Here is a 15005-nt window from a genome sequence, read left to right as displayed (position 1 = left end):
ACTCATTACCCTTTTCGAATCATCAAGGAGCGATGAGATGACCATGACCGTTGGTGAACTGTTTATCGCGCTGGTGCTCATTGCGCTGGTGCTGCTGGTCAGTAACGCGCTGCGCCTTTGGCTGCCCTGGCTGCGCCGCCTGTTTCTCCCCAGCTCGGTGATTGGCGGGCTGCTCTTGCTGCTGCTCGGCCCCGATGTCATCGGGCGCTTCATGCCCACGCTGTTCGAAGATAGCCCCGGCTTGTTCCCCGCTTACGTCCAGGAGAGCTGGTCGGCGCTGCCCGGGCTGCTGATCAACGTCGTCTTTGCTGCCCTTTTCATTGGCAAGGCCATCCCTGGGCTGCGCACCATCTGGCTACGCGCAGGGCCCCAGGTCGTGGTGGGTCAGACCATGGCCTGGGGCCAGTATGTGGTCGGGCTAAGCCTTTCCCTGCTGGTGCTGGTACCGCTTTTCAACATGAACCCTATGGTAGGGGCGCTGATTGAAATCGGTTTCGAAGGGGGGCACGGCACCGCCGCGGGCATGGCCGACACTTTCGCCGATCTCGGTTTTGAGGAAGGCGCCGACCTGGCGCTTGGCTTGGCCACCGTCGGCATCGTTTCGGGGGTGTTGATCGGTACGGTGATGATCAACATCGCGGCACGCAGAGGCGTGGTCAAGCCCACCCGTGAAGAAGACCAGCCGGATGAAAGCCTGCGTGAAGACGAACGCCCCTCTACAGAGGAGTTCAGCGAATTCAAGAAGGATCTGGCACAAGAGGCAGGCACCACCGACCCATTGAGCCTGCATATCGGGCTGGTGGGTATCGCCATCGTGATTGGCTGGCTGCTGCTGACAGGCCTGCAGTGGGTAGAGCAGATGACCTGGGCACGCGACGGCGGGCTGGAAATACTCGCCCACGTGCCGCTGTTTCCCATTGCCATGATTGGCGGGGTGATCGTACAGCTGTGTGTCATGCGCTTTGGGCTGGAACGGCACGTATCCACCCGCACCATGTCACGTATTGCAGGCACCGCGCTGGATTTCACCATTGTGGCCGCCCTCGCAACGCTTTCGCTGACCACGCTGGGTGATTACCTCATCCCGTTCCTGCTGCTGGCACTGGCCGGGATTGCCTGGGGCTTGTTCGTGCTGATCGTGATCGCCCCTCGCGTGATCCCCGAGAACTGGTTCGAACGCGGTATTGGTGACTTCGGCCAATCCATGGGGGTCACCGTCACGGGGCTGTTGCTGATGCGCATGGCAGACCCCAAGAACAAGTCCGGCGCACTGGAGAGTTTTGGCTACAAACAGCTGATGTTCGAACCCGTGGTGGGGGGCGGCCTGTTCACCGCCGCCGCGTTACCGCTGATTGCCCAGTTTGGCGCACCCGCCGTGCTGGGATTGACCGCCATACTGACCGTCGGTTGGCTGGCATTCGGATTGCTCTACTTTGGCAGGATGGTGCCCGACCGTGGCAAGGGTCGATGGCAAGGCAAGTAAACGTCAGATAGCAAAACGCCCGCAGCTGCGGGCGTTTTGTATTGGATGGCTTACATAGGATGGCTTACATATCGGGCGGCATGTCGTCACGCTCTTCCAGCCCCCCGGAAAATGACGTCTTGAACGCCATATACAGGCCCACCCCCGAAAACCCCAGGAAGAGCACGAACATGCATAACATCAATACCATCGCCATAACGCGTGTCCCTGTCAGTGTGCGGCCGTTGCGTTGACGTCTTCTCACCGCTGAAAGTTGGTCTACACGACAGGATAGACCAAAACACTGCGCCCATCTGTACCATTACTGTACAGACGCAGGGATGGATTTGTAAAATTATCTAAAATCAGTTACTTGAGAAAACAAAAATAACGCAAAAAAACCATCCCACGCACGCGAGATGGCTGTTTTGCATCGCTGCCAATCCTTGGCTTTGATGGCCAGCACATCCAAGTGCTGACAAGAGTGGGCAGGCTCGATGTCCCTACACGTCCTTGATGCTTTCTGGGCGTCCTGCCCTCCTTGACTGCCTGTTAGCCTGCCCACGCTGTTAATGAAGAAAGGTCACTTCCTGTGAGCCCGAGGCAGTTTATGCTACTAACATGATATTGCACAAGGCGGACCAATACTTGCCATAAAATTAAAAAATATAACAAAAACAATATCTTGAGAAAAACAACAGGAGTATCACCTATGCCAACACAGTGTTCTGAGCCGCCCAAATCTGTATAAAAGTGACACATGCGACAAATGCGTATAGCGCATTTTTAGCCTGCCACCGCCGTTTGTGTCACCCAGGCATCACGACCAGTGGCGGGCCTCCCCGTTAACGCTTATGTTATACATCGAATGCCCCACTCTCGGGGATGGGCCCCACTGAGGACACTCTCATGAAACGCTCCATGCTGCTTGGCATACTTTTGATGTCGACCCTGCTGGTCATCAGCGGATGTAATACGGTTCGCGGCATGGGCCAGGATATCGAGCGGGGTGGTGCTGCCATTCAGCGCTCGGCGGAGTAACCCCATGATGATGACGGTCTTTCTTTCCCACGGCCTGGAGAGCGGCCCCGGCGCCTTGAAGATACAGGCGCTAAAAGGCGTCGCAGAGCATGTAGATGACTGTGAGCCCGTGGTCATGGATTATCGCGGCATGAGCGAGCCTGCAGCCCGTTTGGCTCATTTACGTGAGACGTTGAATGTTCGAGGCGATGCCCCATCCCGATGCATTCTGGCGGGGTCTAGCCTGGGCGGATGGATCAGTGCGGCACTGAGTGCCGAAACGCCCGTACTCGGCTGCTTCTTGTTGGCTCCCGCGCTCGGCATGCCCCGCTACCCGGAAACCTCACCCATCATTCAGGCCCAACACACCCATATCATTCACGGTTGGCAGGATGACGTAGTGCTGCCAGGCCCGGTCATCGAGCACGCCCAGCGCCAGCGGCTCTCGCTGCGCATGGTGGATGACGACCATCGGCTACACAGCAGCCTGGAGGTCATCCTGGCGGATTTCACACGATTTTTGGCCACCTGTGCCAGCTGATGCTCGCACACGCCAGGATTGGCTTGCCAAAACCTCGACATGGGCACCATAAACCTATACAAATGATATACACACAATAAGAGGTAGCTCATGTTTGGACTTTTCAAGCGCGACCCCAAAAAGAAACTGCAGCAGGACTACGAACGCAAACTCACCGAGGCCATGCAAGCGTCTCGCAATGGCGATATGCGCGACAATGCGACCCTGACCGCCGAAGCCGAAGCGCTGTTGCAGGAAATCAACCGTTTGAAGGACGAAGGCCGCTAGCCCATGGGCCGTTTGCCAAGAGGCGTGTGCCGCCTGATGCTGGCCCTAGGCATGGTGTCACAGGCACAGGCACAGGCAACAGAAACGTGCCAGCTTCAGGGGCGCTGGTGGCAATCGGGTCAGGCCGTGACTGCCGATGCGGTGCTCAACCTGGCAGCGCAACGGCCAGTGGTGCTGCTAGGGGAACGGCACGACGCCATGGAACACCACCGCTGGCAATTGCATACCCTGGCAGGCCTGTACGCCCATGAGAGCGATATGGTGATTGGCCTGGAGATGTTGCCCAGAGAAGCGCAGCCGGTACTGGAAGGCTGGGTCGCGGGGGAGCTTTCCGAAGACGCGTTTCTGGAGCAGAGCGACTGGCAGGAAGCCTGGGGGTTCGATCCTGAGCTTTACTGGCCCATCCTTCACTTTGCGCGCTTGAACCGCATTCCACTGAAGGCACTCAACATCACTCCCGCCCTACGCCAGCGAATGGCCAGCGAAGAGGTCGACCATATTCCCGCGGAACAGCGCCACGGTATTCCTGCCCCGCGGCCTGCCAATGACGCCTACCGGACGTATCTGGAGGAAGTCTTCGACCAGCATGCCATGGGGCAGGAAAATCCCAACATGCTGGAACGGTTCATTCAAGCTCAGCTCAGCTGGGACGTTGCCATGGCGCAGGGGCTAGCGGACGCCACACAAGGGAGTGCCCTGACCGTGGGGCTGATGGGTCTTGGGCATGTGGTGCATGGCCATGGCGTAGCGCACCAGTTGGAAGGGCTGGGCATTCAGGACACGTTCAGTCTCTTGCCTTGGGAACTTGAGGAGTGCGTGCTTCCCGACCCGGCCTTGAGCGATGCCATCTTCATATTACCCACCCCAATGCCAGACGCGTCATCCTGAACAAGCGGTCAATATCACTTATGTGTCGTTCATGGCGTATGGGCTCGCCAAGCGCGGCGCCAAAGACCCGGATAGCTTCGGCAAGGGCAACCCCAATGGCATTGCCGCCGCCGAGGCTGCCGATAACGCCGTCATTCCCGCCAGCTATATTCCGCTGTTCGGGCTGGGTATTCCCGGCAGCGTGTCGGCGGCACTGCTGGTGGGTGCTTTCATGATCCACGGTATTCAGGTCGGCCCGCTGATGCTGCGCGACCATCCACAAATGCTGTTCACCATCTTTGCAGGCATGGTGGTCGCTAGCCTGATCATGCTGGCCGTAGGCTGGTACGGGCTACGTATCTTTGCCCGCGTCACGGATGTGCCGCAGAACATCGTCATTCCCGTGGTGATCTTTCTCTGCCTGGCCGGCATTCAGGTACAGGGCTACGGCACTTTTGGCCTGCTGACCGTGTTTGGCTTCGCGATCTTCGGCTATTTCCTGAAGAAGCATGACTACTCCTTCGTAACCTTTCTGGTCGCTTTCATCGTCACGCCCATGCTGGAGATGAACCTGCGCCAGTCAGTCATTCTTTCCGGGGGCGACATCGGCATTCTCATGCAGCGCCCCATTGCACTGACGTTTGTGGTCGCCACTGGCCTGCTGGTACTGCACCTACTGTGGAGCAGTTATCGCCAGTACCGGCAGCGTCGGCAACACGGCTAAACCGAGCAACCTTCACTACCAAGAAAAAACCATCGAGGAAACCACCATGAAAAAGCATCTTCTGACCACCGCCATCGTTTCGGCAGCGCTGACCCTGGCCGCTGGCACCGCCCAGGCCAATGACTTCCCCAGCAAGCCGCTGACCATGGTCGTCGGCTTTGGCGCAGGCGGCAGCACCGACATTCAAGCCCGCGTGCTGGCCAACGTACTGGAAGAAGAGCTGGGCCAGCCGGTGAACGTGGTCAACCAGCCGGGCGCGGGCGGTGGCGTGGCCTTGACTCGCCTGGCCAACAATAACGACGAAGGCTACACCTTTGCCTTTGGCACCTCCATGACCATCACCTACGGCCCGCTGGCCACGGAAACCGCCTACCAACTGGACGACTTCCGCTACGTGGCGGGCGTGACGCTGGGCCAGTCGGCTATCGTGACCGGCGAGAATCGCCCCTTTGGTGACAGCTGGGAGTCGCTGGTGGAGTATGCCCGCGAAAACCCCGGCACCAGCTACGCCACGCAGACCGCTCTGGATCGCATGATCATCGAGTACATTGCCCAGCAGGAAGGTCTTGACCTGCGCATCGTGCCCACGGCAGGCGGCGCTGGCATGGCACCGCTGATTCTCTCTGGCGACGTGGACTTCGCCTATAGCGGCGGCACCCACTCCGGCTACGCAGAAACGGGTGAAATGCCGGTACTGCTGAGCCTGGCAGAAGACCGTCTGGTAGCCTTCCCGGATGCGCCCAGCCTGCAAGAAGCCGGTTATGACATCAACCCGGCAGAAATTCGCGTGGTCATGGTGCCCAACAATACGCCGGATGCCCACGTCGAGCGCCTGGCAGAAGCACTGGAAGCCGCCACTCAGGATGAGCGCTTCATCGAGATCACCGAAGAGCGCATCCTGATGCCGGTGGTGTACCTGTCGGAAGACGAAGTCACCCAGACCCTCACCGAGCAGACCGAAAGCTACAAGGCGCTGATCGAAGAGCTGGGCGGCGTACCAGGTGCAGACGACTAAGCTGCCCCGCATGCCGTGAACAGGATGGATCGGGTAGGGGCCGGGGTCACCCCCGGCGCCCTCCCACACCACCGTACGTACGGTTCCGTATACGGCGGTTCATGAAGAACGGTTAAGCCCTCTTACCGTATCCAGTACCGAGATCAGGCCCAGCCCGTCGAACCGCTTCCGCGGCAGGGCCTGATTCATGTGCGAGGCACCCGCATTCCACCAGGCTCCTCGCCCATTCCCCGCTGATTTCCAGGCACGGTATGCGTCCAGGCCTAGCGCCAGAAGCTTCCGGCGCCGGGTCGTCGGGCGCTTCCACTGCCGCCAGATCACACAGCGTAATCGGCGACGTGTCCATTGATCCAGCGCTTCCAGCGGGCGTTTCACGTCGACGAGGCTAAAGTAGCTGGCCCAGCCTCGCAGGACTGGCACCAGTTCTTCGATGACGCGTCGGATATTGCGCCCTCTGCCGCGTTTGAGGATCTCACGGACACGCTGCATCAGGCGCTGCAGGCTGGTCTTGGCGATGGTCAGCCGCGGCAACTTGTGCCGGGTCAGCGTGTAGCCCAGACACCCCCGGTTCCAGGGTCGGTCCACCGCACTCTTGTCGCGATTGACCGTCAGCCTGAGTGAGCTCTCGAGAAAATCACTCAGGCTGGCCATGACGCGCTCACCCGCCCGCCGACTCCTGACATACACCTGCATGTCGTCGGCGTAGCGGCAGAAGCGGTGGCCCCGGCGTTCCAGTTCCTTGTCCACGTCATCCAGCAGGATATTGGCCAGTAGCGGACTCAGTGGACCGCCCTGAGGTGTGCCCTGCCGGCGTGGCGCGACCAGGCCGTCCTGGAACATCCCGGCTTCCAGATAGCGGCGGATCAGGCGTAGCACCCGCTTGTCGCGGACGCGGCGCGCAACCCGGGCCATCAGCAGGTCGTGATTCACCCGGTCGAAGAAGGCTTCCAGGTCGAGGTCGACCGCCCAGCGGCGGCCGGCGGTGACATGGGCCTTCATCGCCGAGACGGCCTGCTGGGCACTGCGCCCAGGGCGGTAGCCGTAGCTCGATGCGGAGAAATCCGGATCGAAAATCGGCGTCAGCACCTGAAGCAGCGCCTGCTGGATCAGCCGGTCGGTGACCGTGGGAATGCCGAGCTGTCGCGTTCCGCCCTTGGGCTTGGGAATCTCGACGGCTCGGATCGGGCTGGGGTGGTACTCACCGGCCAACAGCCGCTCGCGCAGCGTCGGCCAGTGCTGTTTCAGGTGGTCCGCCAGCTGCTGCACCGTCATACCGTCGGCACCCGGCGCGCCCTTGTTGGCGACCACCCTGCGGTAAGCCCGCGCCATGTTGGCCTTCTCTACCACGGCCTCCATGAGCGGGGCGAGCTCCGCTTTCGTCCACGATGACGACGCCGGGACCGTCTCGACGCCCCCCGGCCGGGACGCGGGGTACTGCCCCTGCCCCTCTGGGTGGGTGGCGGTATCCGCGTCAGTTTCGGTCTTCATGATCGATCCTCGAGACATCATCGCCTACTCGCGGTTCTTCATGTTCGGCCCTTGGTGCCGGGGTGAATCGGCACTTACTATGGCCTCTGCTGACGTCTGATGGCCCATCCCGCCGCCTCTCGGCGCCGGTAGCACTGTGGCAGACCATCAGACCTCCCAGGGTAAGACGCGCGACCTTCCTCCCATACACCCGCCGCATCTACTGCCGCCCCTTCCGGATAGCTATTGGGCTTCGAGTTTCTTGGCCCTCTCGCCCAGGTGGCGACAGCCTCGTATGCGATTTCTGTTCGTCGGGCCGGGAGTTTGCCTCCAACTTCCTTCAGATTCCGTCTCGCGACGGACACCCTTGCTGTTCGGCTAACGGTTCCCGCTATCAGGGTCCGTAGGGGACTTTCACCCCCAAGTCATTCCGAGGCACCACCCTCGGAAACAGCGCCCGTCGGGCGCTGCGCGCCATGCCTGGCGCACCATGAAAAAGCCCGCTGACCGTGTCAGCGGGCTTTTTAGTGGTTCCGGGCCAGCATCGCCGAGCCGACGGCGATTGCCAACAGGGCTACTCGTCGGCTAGCGCGGGCAACAGCGTCTTGAGCTTGCGTGTCAGGGTATTGCGCCCCCAGCCCAGCAGCTCGGCCGCTTCCCCCTTGCGCCCCCCGGTATGCTTCAGGGCGGTTTCGATCAGAATGCGTTCGAAATCCGGCACCGCCTCTTCCAGCAGGTGCGTATGCCCTTCGGCCAGGGCGTGGTCGGCCCAATCCCGGAAGGCCGAGCGCCAATCACCGTAAGCGCCTCCTTCTGGCGCGCTGACCGAGCGCAGCTCGGGAGGCAGGTCCTCGATCAGGATCTCCCTCCCCGATGCCATCACGGTGAGCCAACGGCAGATATTTTCCAGCTGGCGAACGTTGCCCGGCCACGGCAGCCGCGTCAGGTGAGCTTCTGCCTCGGGCGTCAGCACCTTGATATCGGTGGATAGCTCCTTGGCCGCCTCCGCCAGGAAGTGACGCGTCAAGCGGGGGATGTCTTCACGGCGCTCGGCCAGACGCGGCAGGTGCACCCGAATCACGTTCAGGCGGTGGAACAGATCCTCACGAAAACGCCCTTCATCCACCAGAGACTCCAGGTTCTGGTGGGTAGCGGCAATGATGCGCACATCCACCTTGACCGGCGTATGGCCGCCGACCCGGTAAAACTCGCCATCGGCCAGCACCCGCAGCAGGCGCGTTTGCGTCTCGGCGGGCATGTCGCCAATTTCATCCAGAAACAGCGTACCGCCGTTGGCCTGCTCGAAACGCCCCTGGCGCTGCTGGGCGGCACCGGTAAAGGCGCCTTTCTCATGGCCAAACAGTTCCGACTCGATCAGGTCACGAGGAATTGCCGCCATATTGAGGGCAATGAACGGCTTGCCGGAGCGCGGGCTGTGCTGATGCAGCGCCTGGGCCACCCGCTCTTTACCGGTGCCCGACTCCCCGTTGATCAATACCGTAATATGGGAGTGCGACAAGCGGCCAATGGCGCGAAACACCTCCTGCATGGCAGGCGCTTCGCCGATGATCTCGGCGCTCAGCCCTTCCGGTACGCTGACCGGCCGCTGGCGCTCGCGGGCATGGGCCACCGCGCGCCGCACCAGCGCCAGCGCTTCGTCGACATCAAAGGGCTTGGGCAGGTACTCGAAAGCGCCCCCCTGATAAGAGGCCACCGCGCTATCCAGGTCCGAGTGGGCGGTCATGACAATGACCGGCAGATCGGGGTGAGCCGCACGCACGCGAGACATCAGGTCGAGGCCGTCGATTCCCGGCATGCGAATATCGGTGACCAGCACATCTGGTGGATTTTCCAGCAGCCGAGCCAGCGCCGTATCCGCCCGCTCGATACACTCTACATCCAGGTCGGGTTGCGCTAGCGCGCGCTCCAGCACCCAGCGGATAGCGCGGTCATCATCGACGATAACCACCCGTGCAACATCGGTACGTGTCGCCTCAGTCATGACGCATCTCCGGTAAATTAATAACCAATGGAATCAGTAAACGAAATTCGGTGTGTCCGGGTCGGGAATCGCATTCGATCAATCCTTGATGTTGGTGCAAAATTGACTGAGCAATCGATAGTCCCAGGCCACTGCCTTCCGCGCGGCCTGACACCATGGGGTAAAAAAGCGTTTCACGTAACGCATCGGGAATGCCGGGGCCGTTATCGATGACACCCACCTCGCTGACCAGCCGATGGCGCTCGGCCCCCAGGGTGAACTGGCGGCGGGCACGGGTGCGCAGGGTCAGCGTGGGGGACGGCGTGTCGGCTTCGCTCATGGCCTGTACCGCGTTGCGGGCCACGTTCAACACGGCCTGAATCATCTGCGACTCGTCGCCAGAGAGGTCGGGCAAGCTGGGGTCGTAATCGCGATGAACGGTGACCTGCGGATGCTCGGCCAACAGCAGCGCACGCACGCGCTCCAGCACTTTGTGAATGTTCACCGGCTCATGCTTGATGATGCGGTTGGGACCCAGCATGGAGTCCACCAGATCGCGCAAACGGTCCACTTCCTCGACGATGATGTGGGTAAACTCTCGCAAGGCCGGGTCGTCCAGATCGCGCTCCAGCAGCTGCGCCGCGCCGCGGATACCGCCCAAGGGGTTTTTCACCTCATGGGCCAGCCCACGTGCTAGCACTTTGATGGTCTCCTGGCGAGTGGTCAGCGCTTCTTCCCGGGAAATCTGCATCAGCCGGTCCCGGGGCTCCACCTCCAGCAGCAGCTCGTCGGCGGACAGCGGCGTCACGGTGTAATCCACCGTCAAGGGTTCACTGTTGAGCGGCGTAATACGCGCTTCGCGTTGGGTGTAAGGGTGAAACGCATCGCGTGCCTTGGCCAGCACGTCATCGATACTCTCATCGCCGCCCAGCAGGGTGTCCAGACTGATGCCTTGTACCCGACTGAAGCTCACCGCCAGCAGCGCCTCGGCGGCCGGATTCATCCAGCGAACCCGAAGTTCGCCGTCCAGCAGCAGTACCGCCGTGGTGAGGTGTTCCAATAAGCGCTGATACATGGCGTGTCCTGAAGCGTCGCTAACCGTTGCGTTAGAGATTTAGCTGAGGAAGTGCAAAAAGCGCGCCAGGTTACCCAAAACGGCGCCATGCACGGCTTAGGGGCAGCCTACCGATACCGCTCGGGCGTTTATAGCGCAAGGGACGGAAGATTTAGCCAATTCAATGCACCATTATAGTGCACACACTTACTCGGCGATAAAAAACCCCGCCGAGGCGGGGTTTTGGCTCGTCACACCGCAAGGGTGATCTTGGCAGTCATGCCATCAGCTTAGCAGCTGTAGTACATGTCGAACTCGATCGGGTGAGTCGTCATGCGGATACGCTCGACGTCTTCCATTTTCAGTTCGATGTAAGCGTCGATCATCTCGTCGGTGAATACACCGCCTTCGGTCAGGAACGCACGGTCAGCATCGAGTGCTTCCAAGGCCTGATCGAGGCTGTGAGCCACGGTGGGAACCGACTTGCCCTCTTCCGGCGGCAGGTCATACAGGTTCTTGTCCATGGCATCGCCAGGATGGATCTTGTTCTTGATACCGTCGATACCCGCCATCAGCATGGCAGAGAACGCCAGGTAGGGGTTCGCCGTCGGATCAGGGAAACGTGCTTCGACACGCTTGCCTTTCGGGCTGGCAGTGTACGGAATACGGATGGAAGCAGAACGGTTACGGGCGCTGTAGGCCAGCATGACCGGCGCTTCGAAGCCAGGTACCAGACGCTTGTACGAGTTGGTAGAAGCGTTGGTGAAGGCGTTCAGAGCACGGGCGTGCTTGATGATACCGCCGATGTAGTACAGAGCCATTTCAGACAGGCCAGCGTACTCATCGCCCGCGAACTGGTTCTGACCATCTTTCCAGAACGACTGGTGTACGTGCATACCAGAACCGTTGTCGCCTACCAGCGGCTTCGGCATGAAGGTAGCGGTCTTGCCGTAAGCGTGCGCCACGTTGTGGATCACGTACTTCATTTCCTGAACTTCGTCAGCTTTCTTCACCAGCGTGTTGAACTTCACGCCGATTTCGTTCTGACCAGCGTTGGCCACTTCGTGGTGGTGTACTTCGACGGTCTGGCCAATCGCTTCCAGGGTGTTACACATGGCACCACGGATATCGTGGAAGCTGTCGACCGGCGGAACCGGGAAGTAGCCACCCTTGACGCGCGGACGGTGACCCAGGTTGCCTGTCTCGACCTTGCTGTCGGTGGCCCAGGCGCCTTCGTCGGAAGTGATCTTGTACATGGAGCCCTGAATGTCAGACTTCCAGTGCACTTCGTCGAAGATGAAGAATTCAGGCTCAGGACCAAAGAACGCAGTGTCGCCCAGGCCAGTAGACTGCAGGTAGGCTTCAGCGCGCTTGGCGATGGAGCGCGGGTCGCGGTCGTAGCCCTGCATGGTGGCAGGCTCGATGATGTCGCAACGCAGAATCAGGGTGGCGTCTTCGGTGAAGGGGTCCAGGAAGCCGGTGCCGTCTTCCGGGCGCAGGATCATGTCAGACTCGTTGATGCCCTTCCAGCCATTGATGGAAGAACCATCGAACATTTGGCCGTTTTCAAAAAACTCTTCGTTCACGTCACGCGCAGGCACGGTCACGTGCTGCTCTTTACCGCGAGTGTCGGTGAAACGCAGGTCTACCCACTTAACATCGTGTTCTTCGATTAGCGCAAGAGTCTTGGCTGACATAGTGTCCTCCGGTATGAGCGTGGCTTAAAGCTTGAAACAGTAAGCTATCGATAAAAGTGTTATTCAACAAATCGTCTACGTACCCTGGCACGTGGCGCGTTTGTCTTTTTTGTTCGCTTTACGTTTGTTTGACCATGGATAACAAATCGCCCAGCGATCATTTCAGACCGGCTATCGTTGTAGCACGCCGAGAGGCTTCTGCCTATGACCTGCTAACGACTGACAGACGGCCCATGAAACTGTTCACAAAACTGCCTACGAAGCTGTCACAAAATATAAGCACGTAGCATGCCAACTTTGCACCAATATGGCTTTCAAAAAATAACAGCATGATTCAAAAAGCAAAAATCATTATTCCTGATGCCTCTTGATGTCGCATTGGCTCGTCATGTCATCACATGGAGCACTGCACTCACCCAATATGCACCAAAAAAATACGCAAAAAACAGTCTTTGCACAAAATCAGTGCACTAGCCAGACGGTCTATTTTTATGCGCTTCTCGATCATTCCACTTGCTACGAAAAGAAACCAACACCTACAATAAATTACAAAGAGGTGAGTCATTACCACATAAGGAAGCCACTGACATGGGTACGGTTTGCTTTATCGTCGATGCTTCCGTGGCGGGAGCTTGGCTTCCTCGCCACCTGCGATCCATTCGTCAATCTGGCCTGGCCGAGCACCTCGTACCCGTGATCGTGACTGCCGCGTTTCTGGATGAGCGCTTCACAACCCTGGAGCAGCGCTTCCACGCTCACTGTCTCGTGACACCCGACAAAAAGCTGGGCGCACGCCTGAATCAGGCAGCATATGTCAGCCAGGCCGAATGGCTGCTGGTGGCCATGCATAAGCAAGTCTTGCCTTCACAGCTATGGCCCCTGCTGTACCCCGAGCTGGATACGCAAACGCTGGATGCGCTGATCATCAGCGCGATGACGCCTCGGTTACCAGAACGCCTCTGGCAGCAGTTACGTGGCCCTAACGCCACATTGCCCCCTTACATGGCCATCAGCCGAACCTGGCTGGAACGCCTGGGAGGCTTCGACCCCGAGCTGGAGGTCACGGCAATGACCGACCTGCTCCAGCGCCTGCATGCCTGCCCTACCCGCCTGAAGACCCTCAGCGGGCAAGCACTGGGGTTGCCGCGAGGCTCGCCACTGAGCGCGTTGAAAGCACGCTTTTCTACCGAAACGCCCCCACACTGATCGTCACCCTCATCCCTTCATCACTCTTCAATGCATTCCCCAATCCACAAGGCATACTGAACGGCCCCAGCGAGGATTACCTATCGCCAACCTCACACTTTCAGGCGTTTGCCAAACAGCATGGCACCCCAGGTAGTGGTGTTCACCGCCTTGTTCAACAACACCGAGCCCACGCTGGCTGGATAACCATCATCTGATCACTCGAAAAATGTGTGAAAAGAAAACTTTTCTCAGCGTTTACCTTATCTACATGAGCATCAACTCTGTGGTTATAAAACATGTTCAACCAAATTAGATTGATTCTATTATGGCCCTACGGCGCTACCTGCATTGGAACATTAAGAGGAACTTGCTGACCGATAAATTATTTTTGTGACATATTACAATTAGACTTTTTTAAGAAAATATATACTTTTCGATCTAGAAACTTATTATCCTTTACTACGCGGATGGTAATAAGTAACTGGCCAGGCAACACAACATATTATTCATTTTTTTCAACCCTCTAAAGCATGTCATTTTCTATAAGCTCTTACGACTCTTACAGAATCAGGAAGAGCCATATTTAACAGTCTTAGAGTTTGAACCTGATGAATGGAAACATTCTCCCCCACCTTAACTTCTACAAAATTAAAGCCATTGTCATTATAAACAAAAAGATCTGGCCACCCTTTCCTCATAATACACGGATTAGAAACATATGTGGTTAGAAGCCTTCTACATCCTTCATAACCGATTAAATTATATATATTGTATGCTTGGATACTAGAACAGGTACCCCCAGAATACCAAAGATTATTTTCATTCATAAGAGAATCAACTCTATGCCTGAAAAAATCATATGTTAGCTCGTTATTTGCATAATCAACAAAGACATTAGAAATGATAGATGCCTTTTTATAACTATGGACTTCACCATCAATAACCTTGCGATCTATATTTTTTATGTCCTCTTTATTTTCAACAATTCTACGAAAAAATCGCGAAATTTCTTGATAAGAAAAAGTAAGGTATTCTAAAAAAATCCTTGGGAAATCATTTTCTATGAACAAAAAATTACCGCCATCCTTGGTTAAAAAATTTCCAGCTGAAATCTCATTTCCATTAATAAATTTATCATAGTAAATAGTTTCCAAAGTAATTTCTGCAGCGCTGCACCTTTTAAAAATATCTTCTTGATTGGCAGCAAGCACAGTCTTGCCTAAAAAACTGACACTTAAGTCGTCATTTAATAAATCATAGTCGACCAGCTGAGCTATTTTGCGACCTATCTTTCTACCATTACAGTAATGGAAAAAAGCATTTTTGAGCTCTTCAGGTATTAATTGAATCGAAATCCCTACGCTGTTTAATATTGGTAAGGATGAGAAATCCTCATCAAACTGCATATTAAAAAAATATTGCTTCTTCGTAAGCGGATGGTGAATTTTAGGTAGCTCACTCCTCCATCTATTAATTTTTCTCGCACTAAGAACTTCATAATCTTTTATATTTGTATACCTTATTGCAGTTTTTTTATCACCTACTTTATCGGCCAATCTGACAACTTTATATTTAAACCAAATTGATTTGGGCATGCCATTAACATCCTTCAAATTATATTTTCAAGGGTTCATCATCCTCGATTGCACAGCTACTGGGCGCTCATAATTAATTACTAAATACCACATTGACTCATAACTTCCAACTCGCCACAACCTAAGG

Annotated in this window: 14 protein-coding genes; 8 read left to right on the top strand and 6 right to left on the bottom strand. The window is 57.0% G+C overall.

Annotated elements, in window-relative coordinates; translation table 11 throughout:
* Positions 1-37 precede the first annotated feature (37 nt).
* Positions 38-1483, top strand: a complete 1446-nt coding sequence (locus B7L72_RS07395) for a sodium/glutamate symporter (RefSeq protein ID WP_081193486.1) — start codon at positions 38-40, stop codon at positions 1481-1483.
* A 64-nt stretch (positions 1484-1547) separates the two neighbouring features.
* Here B7L72_RS07395 and B7L72_RS18900 read toward each other — a convergent pair whose 3' ends face one another.
* Positions 1548-1679: a hypothetical protein gene (locus tag B7L72_RS18900; RefSeq protein ID WP_016915840.1), complete on the bottom strand. Its 132-nt coding sequence runs from the start codon at positions 1677-1679 to the stop codon at positions 1548-1550.
* A 692-nt stretch (positions 1680-2371) separates the two neighbouring features.
* Here B7L72_RS18900 and B7L72_RS07390 point away from each other — a divergent pair.
* The 6 genes from B7L72_RS07390 to B7L72_RS07370 all read left to right on the top strand — a co-directional run bounded on the left by B7L72_RS07390 (position 2372) and on the right by B7L72_RS07370 (position 5896).
* Positions 2372-2503 carry an entericidin A/B family lipoprotein gene (locus tag B7L72_RS07390; protein WP_016915839.1) on the top strand — a complete coding sequence of 44 codons (132 nt, stop codon included), beginning with the start codon at positions 2372-2374 and terminating at the stop codon, positions 2501-2503.
* A gap of 7 nt (positions 2504-2510) precedes the next feature.
* Positions 2511-3023 carry an alpha/beta fold hydrolase gene (locus tag B7L72_RS07385; protein ID WP_081193586.1) on the top strand — a complete coding sequence of 171 codons (513 nt, stop codon included), beginning with the start codon at positions 2511-2513 and terminating at the stop codon, positions 3021-3023.
* Positions 3024-3113: 90 nt separating this feature from the next.
* Positions 3114-3290 (top strand): DUF6435 family protein, encoded by a 177-nt coding sequence (locus B7L72_RS18215; RefSeq protein ID WP_139788468.1) that lies wholly within the window; start codon positions 3114-3116, stop codon positions 3288-3290.
* A 3-nt stretch (positions 3291-3293) separates the two neighbouring features.
* On the top strand, positions 3294-4178 hold the full coding sequence (locus B7L72_RS07380) for a ChaN family lipoprotein (protein WP_254893778.1): 885 nt from the start codon (positions 3294-3296) through the stop codon (positions 4176-4178).
* 31 nt (positions 4179-4209) lie between these two features.
* Positions 4210-4881 (top strand): tripartite tricarboxylate transporter permease, encoded by a 672-nt coding sequence (locus tag B7L72_RS07375; protein WP_446718558.1) that lies wholly within the window; start codon positions 4210-4212, stop codon positions 4879-4881.
* 46 nt (positions 4882-4927) lie between these two features.
* Positions 4928-5896, top strand: a complete 969-nt coding sequence (locus tag B7L72_RS07370) for a tripartite tricarboxylate transporter substrate binding protein (RefSeq protein ID WP_016915832.1) — start codon at positions 4928-4930, stop codon at positions 5894-5896.
* A 99-nt stretch (positions 5897-5995) separates the two neighbouring features.
* Here the strand turns inward: B7L72_RS07370 and ltrA are convergent, their stop codons facing one another.
* From ltrA to glnA, 4 genes are all read right to left on the bottom strand, one after another.
* Entirely contained in the window at positions 5996-7252 is a 1257-nt protein-coding gene (gene ltrA, locus B7L72_RS07365) for a group II intron reverse transcriptase/maturase (RefSeq protein ID WP_254893776.1), read from the bottom strand.
* Between the two features lie 685 nt (positions 7253-7937).
* Positions 7938-9365, bottom strand: coding sequence for a nitrogen regulation protein NR(I) (gene glnG, locus B7L72_RS07355; RefSeq protein ID WP_081193481.1), 1428 nt, complete (start codon positions 9363-9365; stop codon positions 7938-7940).
* On the bottom strand, positions 9358-10419 hold the full coding sequence (glnL, locus tag B7L72_RS07350; protein WP_081193479.1) for a nitrogen regulation protein NR(II): 1062 nt from the start codon (positions 10417-10419) through the stop codon (positions 9358-9360). Before glnL ends, glnG begins: the two co-directional genes overlap by 8 nt.
* Positions 10420-10688: 269 nt before the next feature.
* Positions 10689-12095, bottom strand: a complete 1407-nt coding sequence (gene glnA / locus B7L72_RS07345; RefSeq protein ID WP_016915828.1) for a glutamate--ammonia ligase — start codon at positions 12093-12095, stop codon at positions 10689-10691.
* Positions 12096-12683: 588 nt separating this feature from the next.
* Between glnA and B7L72_RS07340 the strand changes: the two genes are divergently transcribed.
* A complete protein-coding gene (locus B7L72_RS07340) occupies positions 12684-13301 on the top strand; it encodes a hypothetical protein (RefSeq protein ID WP_081193477.1) in 618 nt (205 codons plus the stop codon).
* 515 nt (positions 13302-13816) lie between these two features.
* On the opposite strand, the gene B7L72_RS18210 is transcribed toward B7L72_RS07340, so the two are convergent.
* Complete coding sequence (locus B7L72_RS18210) at positions 13817-14878, bottom strand: hypothetical protein (protein WP_139788467.1); 1062 nt, start codon at positions 14876-14878, stop codon at positions 13817-13819.
* Between the last annotated feature and the right edge of the window lie 127 nt (positions 14879-15005).

The sequence above is a fragment of the Halomonas sp. BC1 genome, from assembly GCF_002078135.1.
GTDB classification, from domain to species: Bacteria; Pseudomonadota; Gammaproteobacteria; order Pseudomonadales; family Halomonadaceae; genus Vreelandella; species Vreelandella stevensii.
This window is presented reverse-complemented; position numbering and strand designations above follow the sequence as displayed.